This window comes from Ruegeria sp. CDSA079 (assembly GCF_059612245.1).
On the sequence record NZ_JBXWQF010000014.1, the window covers coordinates 58,845 to 75,475 of the forward strand.

General features: G+C 56.9%; 13 protein-coding genes. 6 read left to right on the forward strand and 7 right to left on the reverse strand.

The window, feature by feature from the left end:
• Positions 1-19: 19 nt before the first annotated feature.
• Positions 20-1,525, reverse strand: coding sequence for a PepSY-associated TM helix domain-containing protein (locus AC2FJZ_RS15085; RefSeq protein ID WP_496778614.1), 1,506 nt, complete (start codon positions 1,523-1,525; stop codon positions 20-22).
• Positions 1,526-1,768: 243 nt separating this feature from the next.
• Between AC2FJZ_RS15085 and AC2FJZ_RS15090 the strand changes: the two genes are divergently transcribed.
• Both AC2FJZ_RS15090 and AC2FJZ_RS15095 read left to right on the forward strand, forming a co-directional pair.
• Complete coding sequence (locus AC2FJZ_RS15090) at positions 1,769-2,752, forward strand: glycosyltransferase (protein ID WP_496778616.1); 984 nt, start codon at positions 1,769-1,771, stop codon at positions 2,750-2,752.
• On the forward strand, positions 2,749-4,800 hold the full coding sequence (locus AC2FJZ_RS15095) for an ArnT family glycosyltransferase (protein ID WP_496778618.1): 2,052 nt from the start codon (positions 2,749-2,751) through the stop codon (positions 4,798-4,800). Before AC2FJZ_RS15090 ends, AC2FJZ_RS15095 begins: the two co-directional genes overlap by 4 nt.
• Before the next feature lie 10 nt (positions 4,801-4,810).
• Here the strand turns inward: AC2FJZ_RS15095 and AC2FJZ_RS15100 are convergent, their stop codons facing one another.
• The 6 genes from AC2FJZ_RS15100 to rfbF all read right to left on the reverse strand — a co-directional run bounded on the left by AC2FJZ_RS15100 (position 4,811) and on the right by rfbF (position 11,297).
• Positions 4,811-6,847, reverse strand: a complete 2,037-nt coding sequence (locus AC2FJZ_RS15100; RefSeq protein WP_496778620.1) for a B12-binding domain-containing radical SAM protein — start codon at positions 6,845-6,847, stop codon at positions 4,811-4,813.
• 104 nt (positions 6,848-6,951) lie between these two features.
• A complete protein-coding gene (locus AC2FJZ_RS15105; RefSeq protein WP_496778622.1) occupies positions 6,952-7,353 on the reverse strand; it encodes a GtrA family protein in 402 nt (133 codons plus the stop codon).
• Positions 7,350-8,228, reverse strand: a complete 879-nt coding sequence (locus AC2FJZ_RS15110) for an NAD-dependent epimerase/dehydratase family protein (RefSeq protein WP_496778624.1) — start codon at positions 8,226-8,228, stop codon at positions 7,350-7,352. Before AC2FJZ_RS15110 ends, AC2FJZ_RS15105 begins: the two co-directional genes overlap by 4 nt.
• Positions 8,228-9,460, reverse strand: coding sequence for a methyltransferase domain-containing protein (locus AC2FJZ_RS15115; protein WP_496778626.1), 1,233 nt, complete (start codon positions 9,458-9,460; stop codon positions 8,228-8,230). The genes AC2FJZ_RS15110 and AC2FJZ_RS15115 overlap by 1 nt, the downstream gene beginning before the upstream one ends.
• Positions 9,457-10,542 carry an NAD-dependent epimerase/dehydratase family protein gene (locus tag AC2FJZ_RS15120; protein ID WP_496778628.1) on the reverse strand — a complete coding sequence of 362 codons (1,086 nt, stop codon included), beginning with the start codon at positions 10,540-10,542 and terminating at the stop codon, positions 9,457-9,459. Before AC2FJZ_RS15120 ends, AC2FJZ_RS15115 begins: the two co-directional genes overlap by 4 nt.
• Entirely contained in the window at positions 10,524-11,297 is a 774-nt protein-coding gene (rfbF, locus tag AC2FJZ_RS15125) for a glucose-1-phosphate cytidylyltransferase (protein WP_496778630.1), read from the reverse strand. Before rfbF ends, AC2FJZ_RS15120 begins: the two co-directional genes overlap by 19 nt.
• A gap of 215 nt (positions 11,298-11,512) precedes the next feature.
• Here rfbF and AC2FJZ_RS15130 point away from each other — a divergent pair, with 215 nt between their 5' ends.
• The 4 genes from AC2FJZ_RS15130 to AC2FJZ_RS15145 all read left to right on the forward strand — a co-directional run bounded on the left by AC2FJZ_RS15130 (position 11,513) and on the right by AC2FJZ_RS15145 (position 16,617).
• Positions 11,513-11,671 carry a hypothetical protein gene (locus AC2FJZ_RS15130; RefSeq protein ID WP_496778632.1) on the forward strand — a complete coding sequence of 53 codons (159 nt, stop codon included), beginning with the start codon at positions 11,513-11,515 and terminating at the stop codon, positions 11,669-11,671.
• A gap of 297 nt (positions 11,672-11,968) precedes the next feature.
• Positions 11,969-13,453, forward strand: a complete 1,485-nt coding sequence (locus AC2FJZ_RS15135) for an NAD(P)/FAD-dependent oxidoreductase (RefSeq protein ID WP_496778634.1) — start codon at positions 11,969-11,971, stop codon at positions 13,451-13,453.
• Between the two features lie 330 nt (positions 13,454-13,783).
• Complete coding sequence (locus tag AC2FJZ_RS15140) at positions 13,784-15,742, forward strand: hypothetical protein (protein ID WP_496778635.1); 1,959 nt, start codon at positions 13,784-13,786, stop codon at positions 15,740-15,742.
• A 65-nt stretch (positions 15,743-15,807) separates the two neighbouring features.
• Complete coding sequence (locus AC2FJZ_RS15145; RefSeq protein WP_496778637.1) at positions 15,808-16,617, forward strand: FkbM family methyltransferase; 810 nt, start codon at positions 15,808-15,810, stop codon at positions 16,615-16,617.
• The last annotated feature ends 14 nt before the right edge of the window (positions 16,618-16,631 follow it).

Here is a 16,631-nt window from a genome sequence, read left to right on the forward strand (position 1 = left end):
TGTTGGGCAGAGCGCGCAGCTACCAAATTGGTGCACCGAGGCGGAAATTGACGGTTTTCTCCCCGCCGTCAGATTTTTGCAAGTGAGCAACAATGTTGTTTTCCGTTGCAGCGGGATTGAGCTGAAAATAGGCCCTAGCCTTGTCATCATACTGCAAAAAATCAACTGTTGGTGGTGCCTCGCCGTTAACTTCGATCACTGCAGATTGAACATCTGGCTCGCCAATTAGTAACTCGATATCGAGAGGAGCGTCACGCCTGAGTGGCGCGCGCATAATCAACCGAGCAACCGCGCCAGGCGCGTCGGTTGGAAACGCTCTAGTCTTGTCATAAGAATTCGGGCCAAAGCGATAAAAGGCAGTGAACAAAATACCCGCGAGTAACAACACATAGGCCCATCGGGTCCATCCCAGGCCGTGCCATATGCGCCGGACTGAACCACGATGCGCGGTATCGGGGGCCAAGCGGGTAGCAAAAATCAAGGCTCCGGTATAGGCAAGGCCGGTGGCGATTAGCCCGAGTACGATCCAAAGCGTCATCGAGAGCGCACCGCCCCAAGTTCCAAAATGCAGCATGTTCATCAAAGGTTTCCAATAGGTAAAACCCTTGACGTCATGTGGTGTGAAGGCGCCCAGAACCTCAAGGGTTACCGGATCGATGGACACACTTCCGGGACCAAAGAAACCCGAATATCCGTCTACTGGTCCTGAGAAACCAAGGCTGTCAGTTTTCTTTTCGGGCACGAACATGAGGAGTGGCTCAAGGCCAGGCAAGGCAGCCCGGGCACGCGCTTCAGCCTGAGCGATGAGGGCCGAATCGAAATTGGCAGGTAGTGTCGCTTCGCGTGGGGTTGGCGCTTCGGGTTTCGGGCGTGTGCCGTCAAAGCCCAGACTACCCAGCAGAAAATAGAAGCTGGTTACGGAAATCAGGATCAGAAGCGGCGCTGTCCAGACCGCTGTCAACCGGTGTGCTCCACCGGCCCAGGAACGCACCCCCCCCGAACCGTTGGGCCAGCGGAAGAACCCTCTCCAGAAGCGCCGATAGGTGATGAGGCCGCTGATGATCTGAAACAGCAGTACGACCGATGTGGCGCATATCAACATGAAGATAATTCGCTGTTCTGTCAGGAACGTGTCATGCAGGTCGCGCATAATCGAACGAAATCCCAGAGATCGTGTTTCCTCTACAACTGCGCCGGTCACAGGATCTGTCCAGAACCCCACCTTTTCGCCCCATCCCGTGCGACCAAGAGTGTGATCCACAAACCATGGAGTCTGGCGTTTTATCACCAAAGAAATACTGCTCTCTGGATGAGCCTCTTTGATACCATCATAGATCATGCCAAAACTGGCGGTGCGATCTTCTTTGGCCATCATGGTCCAGATGTTCGGGCGACCGATCTTTTCAATTTCTATCGCGGCAACAAGCAGCGTACCGGTCAGAAACATGAACAGAAAAAACAGAGACAGATGCAGCCCCAGCCAAGTGTGGAGCTTAAAGAGTGAGTTACGGATTTTGCGGTTCATCTGAATAGCTCTTGGTTAACAATTCTGGAGCACAATAAACGGAGTAAATGTAAAGCAAACAATGGCGATACGGCATTGTTTTGCAAGAAAGGCGGATTTGGCTTTCCATGTTGGCGTGAGTGCACGTTATTTCATGATATTCCTGCAGGTTAAGTGTTGTGCGAATCCCGAACTTCGCGGGATGATATGAGTATACCCGGATATTGGTGGGGTAAGCGGTGCTGTTTGATGTTAAATAAAGCTATGAAAACAATTTCCATTGTTTCGCCATGCTTCAACGAAGAAGACAACGTGGCGAATTGTTATGAGACCGTGAAGGCGATTTTCGACAAGGAACTGCCGGGCTACAGGCGCGAGCATATTTTCATCGATAATGCCTCTTCGGACCGAACCGTGGACATCCTGCGCGAGATTGCCGCACAGGATCAGGATGTGAAGGTTGTGGTCAACGCCCGAAATTTTGGGGTGTTTCGGTCAACCTTCAACGGATTGCGCTATGCGACTGGCGACGGGATCGTCGTCATGCTGCCGGTTGACCTGCAGGACCCGCCCGAGTTGATCCCGGAATTCGTCGAGCTTTGGGAAAACGGTTATGACGTGGTGGCCGGTGCCCGCAGCACCCGCGAAGAAGGGTTCGTGATGCGCAATGCGCGGGGCATTTTCTACCGGATCGTCAATGGTCTGTCGGATGTCTGGCTGGAACCGTCGGTCGGAGAGTTCCAGCTGATCGACCGCAAGGTTCTGAAGGCGGTTCTGGCGCATAAGGATCACTATCCCTACATCCGTGGTATCATCGCAAGCTGCGGTTTCCGCCGGATCATCAAACCCTATGTCTGGAAAGCCCGTGCAAAGGGGCTGTCAAAGCACAGCCTGATGGCGTTGATCGATCAGGCGTTGAATGCGATCTTCTCTTTCACGCGGGCCCCGATGCGGTTCTGCACGATCAGCGGGCTGGTGATTGCGATTGCCTGTATCCTGTTCTCGCTCATCTCTGTGGTGCTGTTTTTCGTCAATCCTGATCAGGCACCGCGCGGGACGACGACCATCATCGTATCCCTGTTCTTCCTGTCGGGCATTCAGATGCTGTTCATCGGGATGCTGGGGGAATACATCACCTCGATCCATAATCAGGTGCGCGGCGGGCCTATTGTGACCGAGCAGGAACGTATCAATATCGAAGGTCCCGCTCGGGACCCGGCTCTGGCCAGAGAAGAGCATCTGGCATGATCGCACAGACAAACCGGTGGCAATGGCGCTGCCTTGCTCTTGTGCTCTGCGCATGTGCAGGTCCTGGCTGGGCCGCGGATGCGCCCGTCACCAATGCCACGCTGGCCGAGTTGCGCGTGTGGTTTACGGTTATGGCCGCGGCTGCAGCGGTTCTGATCGGGGTCTTCTGGGCGCGCGGATTATCTTGGTTCGGGGCGTTGGCCGCTCTGGTTCTGCTGGGGAGTTCCGCCCGGTTGTGGTTGACTCAACCGCTCTGGTTTCCGCGGCTTGAGATTTCCGCCGACCCGCCTGAAAACCTGATTATGCTGATGATACTGGCCGCCCAGGCGGTTCTGACGGGTGTTGTTCTGATGCGTCCTGCAGGCCGGGAAGCTGTCAGGGGTCTTTTCGCCAGGGCGGGGATTGTCCGCCTGTTTCTTCTGATGGTTCTTGTCGCGGTTTTCTGCCTGTCCGCAACACCTTATGTGGCCTATGGCTATTACATGGCCTTCGGACTGCAGATCGGTGTCGGCGGTGCATTATCTCTTGTTCAGATGGCCTCGATCGTCGCCATGTTCGCCGTGGCAGGTCCCGATCGCATACCGCGTATCCCGGTGTCCGCTCTGGCGGTTTTTGCGGCGGTGGCCAGTGCCGTCCTTGCCTGGACGGCGTTCGATCGTGTTCCCCATGTCGAGGATGAACTGGCCTATCTCTTTCAGGCACGGACCTTTGCGGCTGGTACGCTCTGGGCTCCGGTCCCGCCCGAAGCAGCGCAACCCGCACTGGAATATTATCTTCTCGAAGTGCATGAGGGCAAATGGATCAGTGTCCCGGCACAAGGCTGGGCCATTGTTCTGAGCCTTGGAGTTTTGATCGGGGCACCCTGGGTGATCAATCCGATCCTGACCGGGATATCGGTCTGGCTGGCCCATGACATTGTTCGTCGGACCGTCAGCAGGGAACGCGCGGATCTGGTCGCGTTGTTGATGGCGACGTCGCCCTGGGTGCTGGCTGTCGGGGCCACGCTGATGACGCATTCCGTGATGCTGGTCGTGTTGCTTCTGGCCTGGTGGTGCCTGATCCGGGCCGGAGAAGGCGCGGCGCGGCGGGCGATCCTGCTGGCGTTTATTGCCGGGCTTGCGTTGGGGTGGGGTTTTGTGACCAGACCACTGGACGGATTGATTGTCGGCGGGCTGACTGGTTTGTGGTTGCTGCGCCGCCTGCCCGGGGGGATTGGGCAGGTGCTGGCCTGCGCCGTGGGCGGTGTCGTGTCGGGGTCCGTCTTTTTACTGCTCAATTATGGGACCACCGGCGATATGCTGCTGACCCCGCAATCCGATTACCTGAGCCGGTTCTGGCCCGACACGAAAAATGCGTTCGGCTTCGGCCACAATGTGGGACCACCTGCCAAAAGCTGGGGCGCGCTGGATATCTGGGTTGGTCACAGCCCGGCCGAGGGTCTGCTGAACCTGGTCAACGGGATTGCCTCGCTCAACCTTGAACTTCTGGGCTGGACCTTCGGGTCGCTAGTCCCGATCTGGATTGTCTTCATCTGGCGCAAGCGCCTGACTGGTTTCGACCGGGCCATGCTGGTGATCTTTGTGGCCCTTGTGGGTGTGCTGTTCTTCTATTGGTTTACCGGCACCTTCTATCTGGGACCACGTTATTGGCATACGGCACTTTTGCCGGTTCTGGTTCTTTCAGCGGCTGGGATCGAGGCGGTGAAAGACCGGCTGCCGGAACAATATCATGGTCGCCTGCACTGTATTGTCCTGCTGCTTTGCGCAGTCTCGGTCGCCAGCTTCACCTCATGGCGTGGGGTTTCGAAATACGATGGATACGGTGGTTTTACCGGCGACACCAGGCGTCAGGCGCAAGCCGCAGAACTGGGCAATGCTCTGGTCTTTGTCTCGACAAATGGCAATATCGGATCTGCGCTTTATCTCAACGACCCGTTCCTGCCCGAGGGCAAGCCGATTTTCCTGCGCGATCTGGGTCCCGAGCAGAATGCAGCCATCATCGCAGCCTTCCCCGGGCGCGAGGTTGTCTATCTGGGGGATAGCGAATAGGTCCGTGGGCCTATTCGGCCGCATGCTGGTTTTCACTCCGCACGAAGTTGCGCCGGAAATCCTTGGCAAACATCGTTCGTGTAAACCTTCCAAGCCCCGAGGCATGTTCGCCAAAGGTCTCGATTCGGGTGAGCAGGGTGGTTTTCACCCTTTGATCGACCTGGGTCTGGAACTTGCGAGGCGTGTCGAACTGGTAATCCTGCAGCACGCCTTCATATCCCGAATTCCGCCAGGCTTCGACATCGAAGGACGAACTCCAGACCGGTTCGTGTTCCAGAGTTTCCGAGAATGGCACATGCAACATCACAGCGCTGTAGTAATTGATGATCGTGTCGAGCATCTCGTGTGCTTCGTGGTCGTCCTTGTCCAGAAGGTCGCTGACGGCCCGCTTCAGGAAATCAAGTGCTTCGTCCAGCACGATGAACCGACCAATCATCGAGTACTTGCTGAGCAGATTGCCCCCCAGTTCACCGCTGATCAGGTCATCATAATTTTCCTGCGCCCAGGCCGCGCAATCAGCGCGGGTTTCGAACAGCTCCTGCTGGTTTTCCTCCAGATAACTGGCGACCGCATCCCGGAAGGGCTGTGGGGCCTGATCGAGGATCTCCTGCATGTGTTTGACGATCAGGAAGGGCCGGATCCCGCGGGACCGCGCCAGCCGGAAGGCTTCTTCGAAATTGTCTTCGTAATAGAAGGTCGTCAGCAGCAGATGGAAAACACGGGTGTCCAGATAATCCTGGAACGAGAAATTCTCGGACTGGACCACCATTTCTTCGGTCTCGACCACAGTTGGACCGGTATATTGGCCCAGGCATCGGGCAACCACGCGATGGAGCGTTTTGAAACCGAACTTCTCGCGGCTGTCGGGATTGGCCAGCGGTGCGCCATGCAGCAGCATCAACTGGTGCGCAGCCACCCGGCTGACGCCGGTTTCGATCAGCTGATCGACGGCATCCATGAAGGATTCCCTGGTTTCACCGGGCATGCACAGGATCAGTTCGCCATAGGATTGCATACCCTTTGAATGCAGCTCCTGTTGCACCTCGGTATAGGTGTCCAGGCTGATATTGTCGCGTTTGATGTTCTTCAGAACTTCCGGATTCAGAGACTGAACCGACGAGGTCATCGGCAACCGGCCCTTGGCCTTGCGCATCACCTTGATAATCCGGTCGCCGCGGTTCTTGCCCGTGGTTGTGCGGATGTATTTGGGCCAGTCGTACCGGTCCATCAGATGGCCCAGATAATCGGCCACTTCTTCATCCTGCACGTACATGCCGAAATTGTCGTCGGCAAAACACAGCGGGCTGGCGTGGTTGATGCGGGCCACGATGTAATCCAGATCGGCCTTGGTGCGTTCAAACGAATGGCGGAAGACTTTCGAATTCGATTTGACCGCCGAATTGCAGAACGCACAGGTGAACGGACAGCCGCGTGCCAGTTGCATCAGTGCAAACAGGCCGGTGTCAAAAAACTTGTCCATCAACCCGGCCAGATAGGGTGACGGGATTTCGTCCAGATCGCGGATGCGGGGCGGTTCGCCCCCGCGCAGGATTTCACCGCTTTGAGGGTGGACGTAAAGCGCGCCATCGACTGCCTCTTCCCACATGCCTTCGCGGCGGGCGCCGACATCGATGAAACGCTGCAACGTGCTCAGAAAGGCGCGCTCACCCTCATAGGTGGGGCCGCGCACATGCATGTCGATCTGTGGCATCGTCCGGATCCAGCTGTCCTGCTCGTCTTCGGTCAGTGGAAAGTTGGGGCCGCCCATCAAGGTCAGACTGTCGGGATTGACCGTTTTCACATAGTCGGCAAATGACAGGGCCAGATGGTGGTTCCAGGAATAGCTGGAAAAGCCGATCACATCGGGCGGAGCTGTGTCGATTGCGGTTTTGAGCTCTTGGGGGTCACGGAAGATCGCAACATCAATCGGCGTTGGGCTTTTCGCATAAGCTTGTGCGAAGGTCGCAAGATTCCCGACACCCAGCGGATAGGTGTCCGATGTGGCGGTAACGAGGTTGTGGCCGAGATCGGCAAGGTAAAGACGCATTAGTTAACTATCCTCGCGGTACAGTTCTTATGTCAAATTTCAGACTCCATGGTCAGTTCGGTCTTCAATGGCTTTTAAGCCAGAATATAATATCCGGGCATTTTTTACATCTCCTGTTGCCATGGAAAGCGATCTGTCAGCACCCGGGAAATCAGGATGAAGGCCAGGATGGCGGCCGGAAGGACGATCATCCCCTGCGCAATGATTGGTTGAAATCCCATGGCCAGCAGACCCTCCAGAGACAGGGCATTGAATGCATAAACCACCAGATAGGACAGGATATAAAATGGCAACCGACCCAAGCCCTTGGTATCGAACACAAGGCGCGCATGGGTCATAAAATTCCACAGAACGCCACCGGAAAACGAGATCACCAGCGCGACTTGCGGGGGTAGGCCAGACAGATTGAGAATGGTGAAGAGCGCATAGCCGAACGCCGTGTTCAATACTCCGACCATAGCGAAGCGCATGAAGGATTTCTTGCGGGGGACAAGCAGTTTCTTCACGTCTGCCCCCCTTCGGATCTGAGAATATCGGCCACGCCCGAGGTGATGTCATGTTGCGGCACAAAGCCGGCCTCATGCCGCAACCGGCCCACATCTGCTGCCAGCCGGGCAGGATCGTCTGTTGCGCGCGTGATCGCACCCAGTCGGATCAGGTCGGGGTGATGCATTTGTTTCGCAACCTCTTCAATGAGTTCCCGAACCGGGATTGCGGTGCCGCTGGCGACATTGACCGCGCCCGTCACATTCGTTTCCAGCAGTTGTAACAGAGCGCGTGCCAGATCATCTACATGCAGGAAGTCGCGCTCCTGCAGGCCATCGGTACAATCTACGGGTTGACCCGCTTTGAGATTCGAAATCAGGTCGCCGAACAACCGCCCCGGCGGTTCGCCCGATCCATAAACAAAAAAGATACGGGCCCAAGCCAGTGAAAGGCCAAGCGAACCCTGTCCTGCACACAGCGCCAGACCGGTTCCGGCCTTGGCCGCGCCATACAAGGTGCGTGGCCGCAAAGGCGTTGCTTCGGTCAGGTCCGGCAATGACCAGTCATATTCGGCGCAGCTTCCGGCGCAGACCGCGCGTTGGCCGCCTGTTCGGGCGAATTCCCGCACCAGATGCAGCGTAGCGGCCATCCAGTCCAGATTGGCCGCAGAAGTCCAGCGGTCGCGCGGGCCGTCATGCCAGGCCAGATGAACCAGATGGCTGGCGCGGGTCGCTTCAAGGGCTGTTGTGGTGGCACTGGGGTCCAGCAGATCGCAGGTGATGTCGCTTGTCGGGTTGCGTCCCAGCGTCACCACCTCATGGCCCGCCTCTGTCAGAGCCGGGATTGTCGCGCGTCCGATCAATCCCGTTGCGCCGGTCAGCAGAACCCGTGCCATCAGCTGATCCTGACCTCCGGCACGGCGGTCACGAACCGGGTACCGTGCGCCTTCAGGTCGGACAGTTGATCCGTGACCTCGTCCCGGATGTTCCAGGGCAGGATCAACACGTAATCCGGCGGCGTCTCGCGTAGCGCTTCGACCCCGTGCACGGGGATGTGGCTGCCGGGCAGTAGCGTGTTCTGTTTGGCCGGGTTGCGATCAACGCAGTAAGAGATCAGATTGGGGCCGATCCCGGCATAATTCAACAGCGTGTTGCCCTTGGCGGCGGCACCATAGGCGGCGATGGTGTCACCCCGGGCTTTGGCCTCGCGCAGGAAGGCAAGCAGCCCGTCGCGCAGCGCCTCAACCTGCCCGGTGAAATTCATATAGCCTTCCGGGCGATCGAACCGAGCGGCCGCCTCATCGGTGCGCACCTTGGCCACACCAGAACCTTCGGGGTAGCTGGCCCCTTCAAGACAGGCGAACACCCGCAGTGATCCACCATGGGTCGGAAGCTCTTCAACGTCAAACACACGCAGGCCCGCCTTGGCAAAGATTGCCTCGACCGCCAGCAGTGACAGATAGGAGTAATGTTCGTGATAGATCGTGTCGAACTGGACTTCCTTGATCAGGTTCAGAAGGTGCGGAAACTCGACCGTATAAACCGCATCACCCGAAAGCAGAGTGGCGATGCCCGCAACGAAATCGTTGATGTCAGGCACATGCGCCAGCACATTGGCCGAAGCAATCAGCGCCGGAGGTTTCTCGGTCTCGGCCACCTTCTGGGCCAGCGTTTCACCGAAGTAATCGACCAGCGTGCGCACACCTTTTTCTTCGGCCGCTGCCGCCACGCTGCCTGAAGGTTCGACCCCCAGAACCGGGATGCCTTTTTCGACGAAATACTGCAGCAGATATCCGTCATTCGAGGCGATCTCGATCACCAGATCATCCGGTCCCAGATCAAACCGGTCGACCATCTTCTCGACATAAGCGTTGGCGTGGGCCAGCCAGCTATCCGAATAGCTGGAGAAATAGGCGTAATCGGCATTGAAGATCTCGTCCGCCGGCACGGCATCTTCGACCTGCACCAGATGGCAATTGTTACAGACCCATGCATGCAGCGGGTAGCGCGGACAGGCGGTGCCTGCGCGCTCGGGCGGGACATAGGAATTGGCCAGCGGTGAAAGCCCCAGATCGACCAGCGTCTGGGTCAGGGCTGCACCACAGCTCCGGCAAGCGGGGTGTGTCATTGCGGCATCCTCCAGCGCAGATCCTCGCTCAGCGTACCATTGCGGATATGCTCTTCGAGTGCCTTCAGCCGCATCAGCGGTGACGATCTGAAATCGACATCGCCAAAGTTGATATCGTTCAGCAATTGCAACAGATCCCGGATGGTGCCTTCAAGTGTCTGCACCGGTTGATGTTCGGGTGCCAGTTGTTTGTAGAGCGAAAAGTCGACCTTGTACGAACGGTTGTCGGGTGAGGCGTCGGGATTGATCGAATAACTGGCCCCGGGGACCGCCTCGGCCACGGCCTGCGCCAGATCGCGGATCTGATAATTCCACACATCCGACCCGGCATTGACCGCCAGCCACTGGCCACCGGCATCTTCGGTCCGGGTGATCGCCCAGTCGATGGCCCGCGCCATGTCGCGCACATCGATCAGCGGCCGCCACGGGCTACCGTCGCTCAGCACGGTGATCTTGCCTGCGGTGGTGGCGCAGGCGGCAAAGTCATTCAGCACTAGATCAAGCCGCAACCGGGGCGACGGCCCACAGGCGGTGGCAAAACGCAGCGCGGTACGCAGCATCCCAGGCGTGTCCATGGCCTCCAGCGCGCGCTCGGTCCCGATTTTGCTGCGGGCATAGGCCGTCAACGGATTCAGGGGCGCATCCTCCGATCGTGCGTCGCCCTCGGCAAAGCCATAGACCGAACAGCTAGAGGCGAAGACAAAGCGCGATACTCTGGCCTCGGCGGCCAGATGTGCAGCGTGGACGATGGCGTCCTGATTGATTTCCGTGGTGACGGTTTCGAACCGCGCGCCCATCGGATCGTTCGAAATGGCCGCCAGCGCAACAACCGCATCAGCCCCTTGAAACAGCGACGCATCGATGTCGCGAATATCCGCGATGATCTGTTGGTTCAGAACCCGTTCGGGCCACGCATCATGCGTGGTCAACCTGTCCGAGAAAAACCCGGGATCAAGGCCGATCAGATTGGCGTTGGGATAGGATTTCCGCAAGGTCGCAGCCACGACCGGGCCAATATAGCCCAGATTGCCAAGCAGGATAATTTTCGGAGCGGAACCCAGCGTCATTCCCAGACCTTCCATGGAGCATTGCCTTCCTGCCAGCGCGCTTCAAGCTGACGGCGGTCGCGGAGCGTATCCATCGGCTGCCAGAAACCTTTATGGCGAAACGCCATCAGATCGCCGTCTGCGGCCAGTGTTTCAAGCGGGGCGCGTTCCCAGATCGCGCCGTCATCGTCCAGTAGATCACCGACCGAAGGATGCAGCACGAAGAACCCGCCATTGATAAAGCCGCCATCACCGCCCGGCTTTTCGGCGAAACGCTCGATCTGATCGCTGGCCAGTTCCAACGCGCCGAAACGTCCTGGTGGCACGACTGCGGTGAGTGTGGCGCGCTTGCCATGGCTTTTGTGGAACGCAACCAGCGCGCTGACATCGACATTCCCGACCCCGTCGCCATAGGTCATGCAAAAGGCCTCTTCATCCTTGAGCAGATGCATGACACGACGCAGCCGTCCCCCGGTCTGGCTGTCTTCGCCGGTATCGACCAGCGTCACGCGCCACGGTTCCGATTTACTGTTTGCAATCTCAAGCCCACCATTGGCCAGATCGATCGTGACGTCCGAGCTGTGCAGAAAGAAATTCGCGAAGTATTCCTTGATAACGTAACCCTTGTAGCCAAGGCAGACGATGAAATCGGTGATGCCGTGGGTGGCATAGATTTTCATGATATGCCAGATGATCGGTTTTCCCCCGATCTCGACCATGGGTTTCGGTATCCTGACGGTTTCTTCGCTGAGCCGGGTGCCTAAACCACCGGCCAGAATAACGCACTTCATAAAATTGCTCCCTCGTTAACAACGAAGCCAGCCACCAATTTTCAGGTCCTGAACCCGGACCCGACGTGACTTGATCCTACAAACACTCGCAAGCAGTAGGACGGGAGCGGTTCGCCCATGTCAAGATTCACAAGGCTTCGAGTCATGATGCATCCGATTTCCGGGTGCTATGGTACCCGCGTATGCACAATATGATGGATGAGGGGGTATTGTTGATGCGCCCTCCCGCGTCAGAGCTATGGGCAGATCGTAACACATTCTGCGGTGCGAATGGATGGCGCGGTGGGTCAGAGACATGGTGCCCGTCGCAGCAGCGTTTCGAGTTTGACAATGGTGATTTCGAAACGTGGAAAGGTGGTTTTCAGGATGAATAACTGTTTTACTATTCAATACGTTGAAAGCCTCATCCGCTGCCTGGAAGGTGCCCGCGATTGTGTTCCCTGCAAGCCGGACACCCGTTTTCAGGAAAGGTGATCGAGGCTTCCAGGCGGTCCGGGTCTTTGGGTTCGGGCGCTGTCAGTGCCCGCTTACCCATGCTTCCATTTCGCCCTGCACAGGGAAACAGAAATGGCGGGCAGGCATTCCTTTTGAGGGGCCATTAGGAATTTGTTGTGAATCGACAATAACCTCTTGTACCGTGAGATAAGGGTTTTTGTATGGATGTTAGTGATTTGCCAAAAAATATTGTTCCAGTCGTAGTTATAGGGGGTGGGCCAGCGGGTCTGACAGCCGCCTACGAACTCCAGAAGCTGAGTGATACGCATGTTCCCCGGGTTTTTGAGGCCTCGGATATGGTGGGGGGCATTTCGCGAACCGAAACGCATAAAGGCTACCGCTTCGACATTGGCGGGCACCGGTTTTTCACCAAGGTGCAGGAAGTCGAGGATATGTGGCACGAGGTGATGGGCGATGACTTTATCACCGTGCAACGCCTGAGCCGCATCTTCTACCGTAACAAATTTTATGATTATCCGCTGCGTATCTTCAACGCTTTGGGCAATATCGGCCCTTATGAGACCTATAAGATCATCGGCAGCTTCATCAAATGGAAGCTGCGGCCCAAGCCGCAGGAAGATACCTTTGAAGAATGGGTAATCAACCGCTTTGGCGGGCGGCTCTATATGCATTTCTTCCACAGCTACACCAAGAAGGTCTGGGGTATCCCGCCCTCGGAAATCCGGGCGGACTGGGCTGCGCAGCGGATCAAGAACCTGTCTTTGCCCAAAGCAGTCTGGAACGCGATTTCGGGCGCAAATGACACGGCCAGCCTGATTGAGGAATTCCAATATCCCCGCCTCGGGCCTGGTATGATGTGGGAAAAGACCCAGGATCTGATCAAGGAAAAGGGCGGGTCGGTCGAAACCCGTTCCGAAGTGATCAAGGTGAACCGCGAGGACAACCGGGTCACCTCGATTGATGTACGTCACTGGACGGAAGACGGCGAAAAACACATTGAGAGGGTGGAAGGCACGGAGTTCATCAATTCCATGGCGGTGCGCGATCTGATCCACGCTTTTGATCCGCCGCCGCCGCCCGAGGTTGTCGAGGCGGCAGACCGCCTGCGGTATCGCGATTTCCTGATCGTGACCCTGATTCTGGATCATGCTGACCCGTTCCCGGACAACTGGATCTACATCCACAGCCCCAAGGTGAAGGTTGGTCGTATCCAGAATTTCCGGGCCTGGTCCAAGGAAATGCTGCCCGATCAGAACACCGCGTCGATCGGGATGGAGTATTTCTGCCAGAAAGGTGACGGGTTGTGGTCATCTGCTGACGAGGATCTCAAGCATCTTGCCAGTGAAGAGCTTGAAAAACTCGGTTTGGCCAAGGCCGGTGATGTTATTGATTGTGCGGTTATCCGACAGCCCAAGGCTTATCCAGTCTATGACAGCGAGTACAAGGATGCACTGGACACGGTCAGCGGCTGGCTGAAGACGCTCGAGAACTTCCAGACTGTCGGTCGCAATGGTCTGCACCGCTATAACAATCAGGATCACTCGATGCTGTCGGCGATGTATGCTGCCCGCAATATCATGGGTGAGAACCATGATGTGTGGGATGTGAATGTCGAACGGTCCTATCACGAGGAGTTCGAAGCCGACACCAAGGAGAAGTCGGCTGATAAGAAGGCATTCCGCAAAAGCACTGCACTCTGATCCCTGACCTTCAGCTCCCGGGGCTGCGCACTTGCGGGTTCAGAGTGACTTGAGCTGGCCATGCCTACCGGATGGTCTGAAATGCACATGAAACGGACGCAGGTTATTTGTTTCCTCAATTCCGCCAATGAAAACAGATTTTCTGTATTGATACCGCATCGTGCCTGCAATCCATCCGGCTGGCACAAAACACGTAACCTAGCGAGAATTACATGGTATCAGTAAATCGGTTGATTGAAGAAGCCTACATTCAGCAGGAAAACAACATGGTTTTTACTGTACGATTGGCGACTGCTGTATTTTGATGAGTTTGTATATGACGTGATGGTATTGCGGCTTTCAATAATCCTGATTGTACTGACTGGCATTGTGCTGGCTGGTCAGGATGTTGCGGCGATACTGGCGGCAAAATCGGCGCTGGCAGATGGTGCCTCGCCCTACTTCATCGCAAGTGAAGTGCTGTTTTTGTATATCTGGGTGCCGTTGGCGGTTATGTCGGCATCAGCGTTGTTTGTTGCACCGGGCCTGCTTTTGGCATTGGGAATTGCAACACCCAGGGATCGTTTCGAACACTGGCTGCTCAAGGGATTCACGTTTTCCCTGTTTGGTGTGCCGGCCGCCGCGGCTGCGGTGCAGGCCATCAGCGGCATTCCCATGACCGGGGCGGCCTTCACCTTTCTGAGCGTTCTGCTCTGCCTGCCCGGCATTGGCCTGATCTCTGCCCGATCCAATCCGGATATCTTCCAGGGTAGGGGATGGGATGTCGCCGGTATGATCCTGCTGCCACTGGCGGTACTGATCCTGATGTCGCCCAAGTTCTATTGGGAGGCGCTGAATGATGACGGCGCACACAGTTTCCTGAACGCGATGCTGTTCATAACCCGTGGCCTGCCGTTCTGGCCACCGGAGTCCGGGGCGATCGGTGGCTATCCGACCCCGAAGATGGTGACGGAGACCTTCCTGCAAACCGGGTTTATGCGGTTCTTCGGGCCTTACGAAGTTTCCATTCGCCTGGCCTATCTGCCCGGTCTTTCGATCCTGTTTGGGGTCATGCTGGGTTTTGTACGCACTCCGGACGGGCGTACAGATGCACGCTCTGTTCTCGGGCTTGGGGCTGCGCTGTTGCTGTTTTCCTTCGTGATGGCGTTCAACCCGTCCTACAATCCGTATTTTGCTGATATCGCCCTGCCCATGACCCGCGAGCCGATGATTCTGCTGGGGGTGCTGGGCTATATCCTGTTCTTTACCGAGCGGAGATTTGGCTGGATGGCGGGTGTGTCCACGTTGGCGTTGATGACCGCGCCGAACGGTATTCTGCTGATTGGTTTCTTCCTGATTTCCTATTTCCTGCTGACTCGGCCCTTGCCGTTCCGGCAGGTGATCGCCGGAGGAGTGATCGCCGTTGGCGTCGTGATCCTGGCATCGCTGCTTGAAATGGTGCTGCGGTCGTGGGGGCTGACAAGTGTGTCCAGTGAGTTCAACACGGGCAGCATCCTGCGCCGCCTACGGTTTGTCACGATCTTTGACACCGGACGGTTCCTGTTCTGGCTGCTGCCCTGCGGAATATTGCCCGGTCTCGCATTGCTGGCGTGGCGCTGGCAGGACAAGCTGTCCAAAACCCTGACCCTGACCGTTATCGCCTATGTTCTGTTTTTCTATGTTCAAGCCTATCGCATCCTTCCGCATCATTTCGCACCCGCCGCAGTCATTCCGCTGATCATTTTCTGGCGGCTGCGCCCGGTTCAGGCTGCGCCTGCACCGGCGCTGGTCTGTGCTCTGGCCGGGGTGGCGGTCAGCGCCTGGATCAGCTGGCCGGAAACGCTGCGCCCGTTTACCCTGACGCGGGACTTGGGGTATCGCATTGCCATTGAAACCGAGACCGCCCCGTTCCCTGATCTGGACGAGATACGCGTCGTGCAGGCGCTGCTCGGTGAAGCCTTCCCGCCGATCTGGACACAGGCCGAGCTTGAAAGCCGCTATATGGCCGGTGGGCTTTCGGTTTATGTGCATGCCGGAATGCCTGCACCGGACAACACCGTCGCGGACTATTTCATCCGTGCCGCATCCGAACCTCTACAAAACGGAGAGGTCATGATCGGCGAAGTGGTCGAAGATCGGATCCTGGTGGTGCGTGATCGGGCCGCTTACGAAAGCGACCTTGGGAACACCGACGTTCCGATCAGCATTGCGCGTGTCTATCACGTGCCATTTGACACAATTTTCGGACATGGAACGCGCGAAACGCTGTACCCGGTGTGGGATATCGCGAAAATTGCGGGGTTAAGGTAGCCGATGTCTGTGCAACAATGTTTTTGCCCGAAAAGCCAAAAGCGGGCGGTTAAGTGGAGAACTTTATGAAGCAGAATCTCACCAAGCTGGTTGAAACCTATCCACTCCTCCAGAAGCCAGCCTATTTCGCATATATCGGTGTGGTCAGCACCCGGAATTTCAGCCGCCGATTTGCCATGAACAATCTTGGTTACACGCCCAAGCAGGTCTCGGACCGTGGGCAGGACATGTGGGTGATCAACGAAGTCTATAACGGCAAGCGCAACGGATTTTTTGTCGAACTGGGTGCTGCGGACGGGTTTTCCGATTCCAACACCTTTGCCCTGGAAAAGCATTATGGCTGGACCGGGTTGCTGATCGAGCCCAATCCGGTCAATTACAACAAGATCATCAACTGGCATCATCGTTCGGCCACGCCAGTCCCGCTGGCCGTCGACCCCGAACCCGGCCAGCTGGAATTCATGATCGACGGTCAGCGCAGCAGCCTGCTGGTGGATGAGGCCGACAACATGACCGAGCGCCGCGCCGCGAAACTGGCCAAGTTCCGCGAGAAGGGCAAGGTTGTCACTGTAGAAGCTGTGCCTCTGGATGAGGTGTTCGACCGCTATGACGCGCCAAAGGATATCGACTATTTCAGCCTGGATGTCGAAGGGTCGGAGACGCGGATTTTGCGCGATTTCCCGTTCGATAAGTACCGCTTCCTAGCGATGACAATCGAACGCCCGACGCCCGAGCTTAACGAGTTGCTGTTTGCCAACGGGTATCATTTCGTGCGCAATTCGCTTTACGACACGTTCTATGTGCACGAAAGCAACCCGCGTTTCGACCAGATCGAAAAACTGCCGTTCGAGCAGCTGCCCGCCAAGCAGTTCTGATCCCGGCCCGTTTA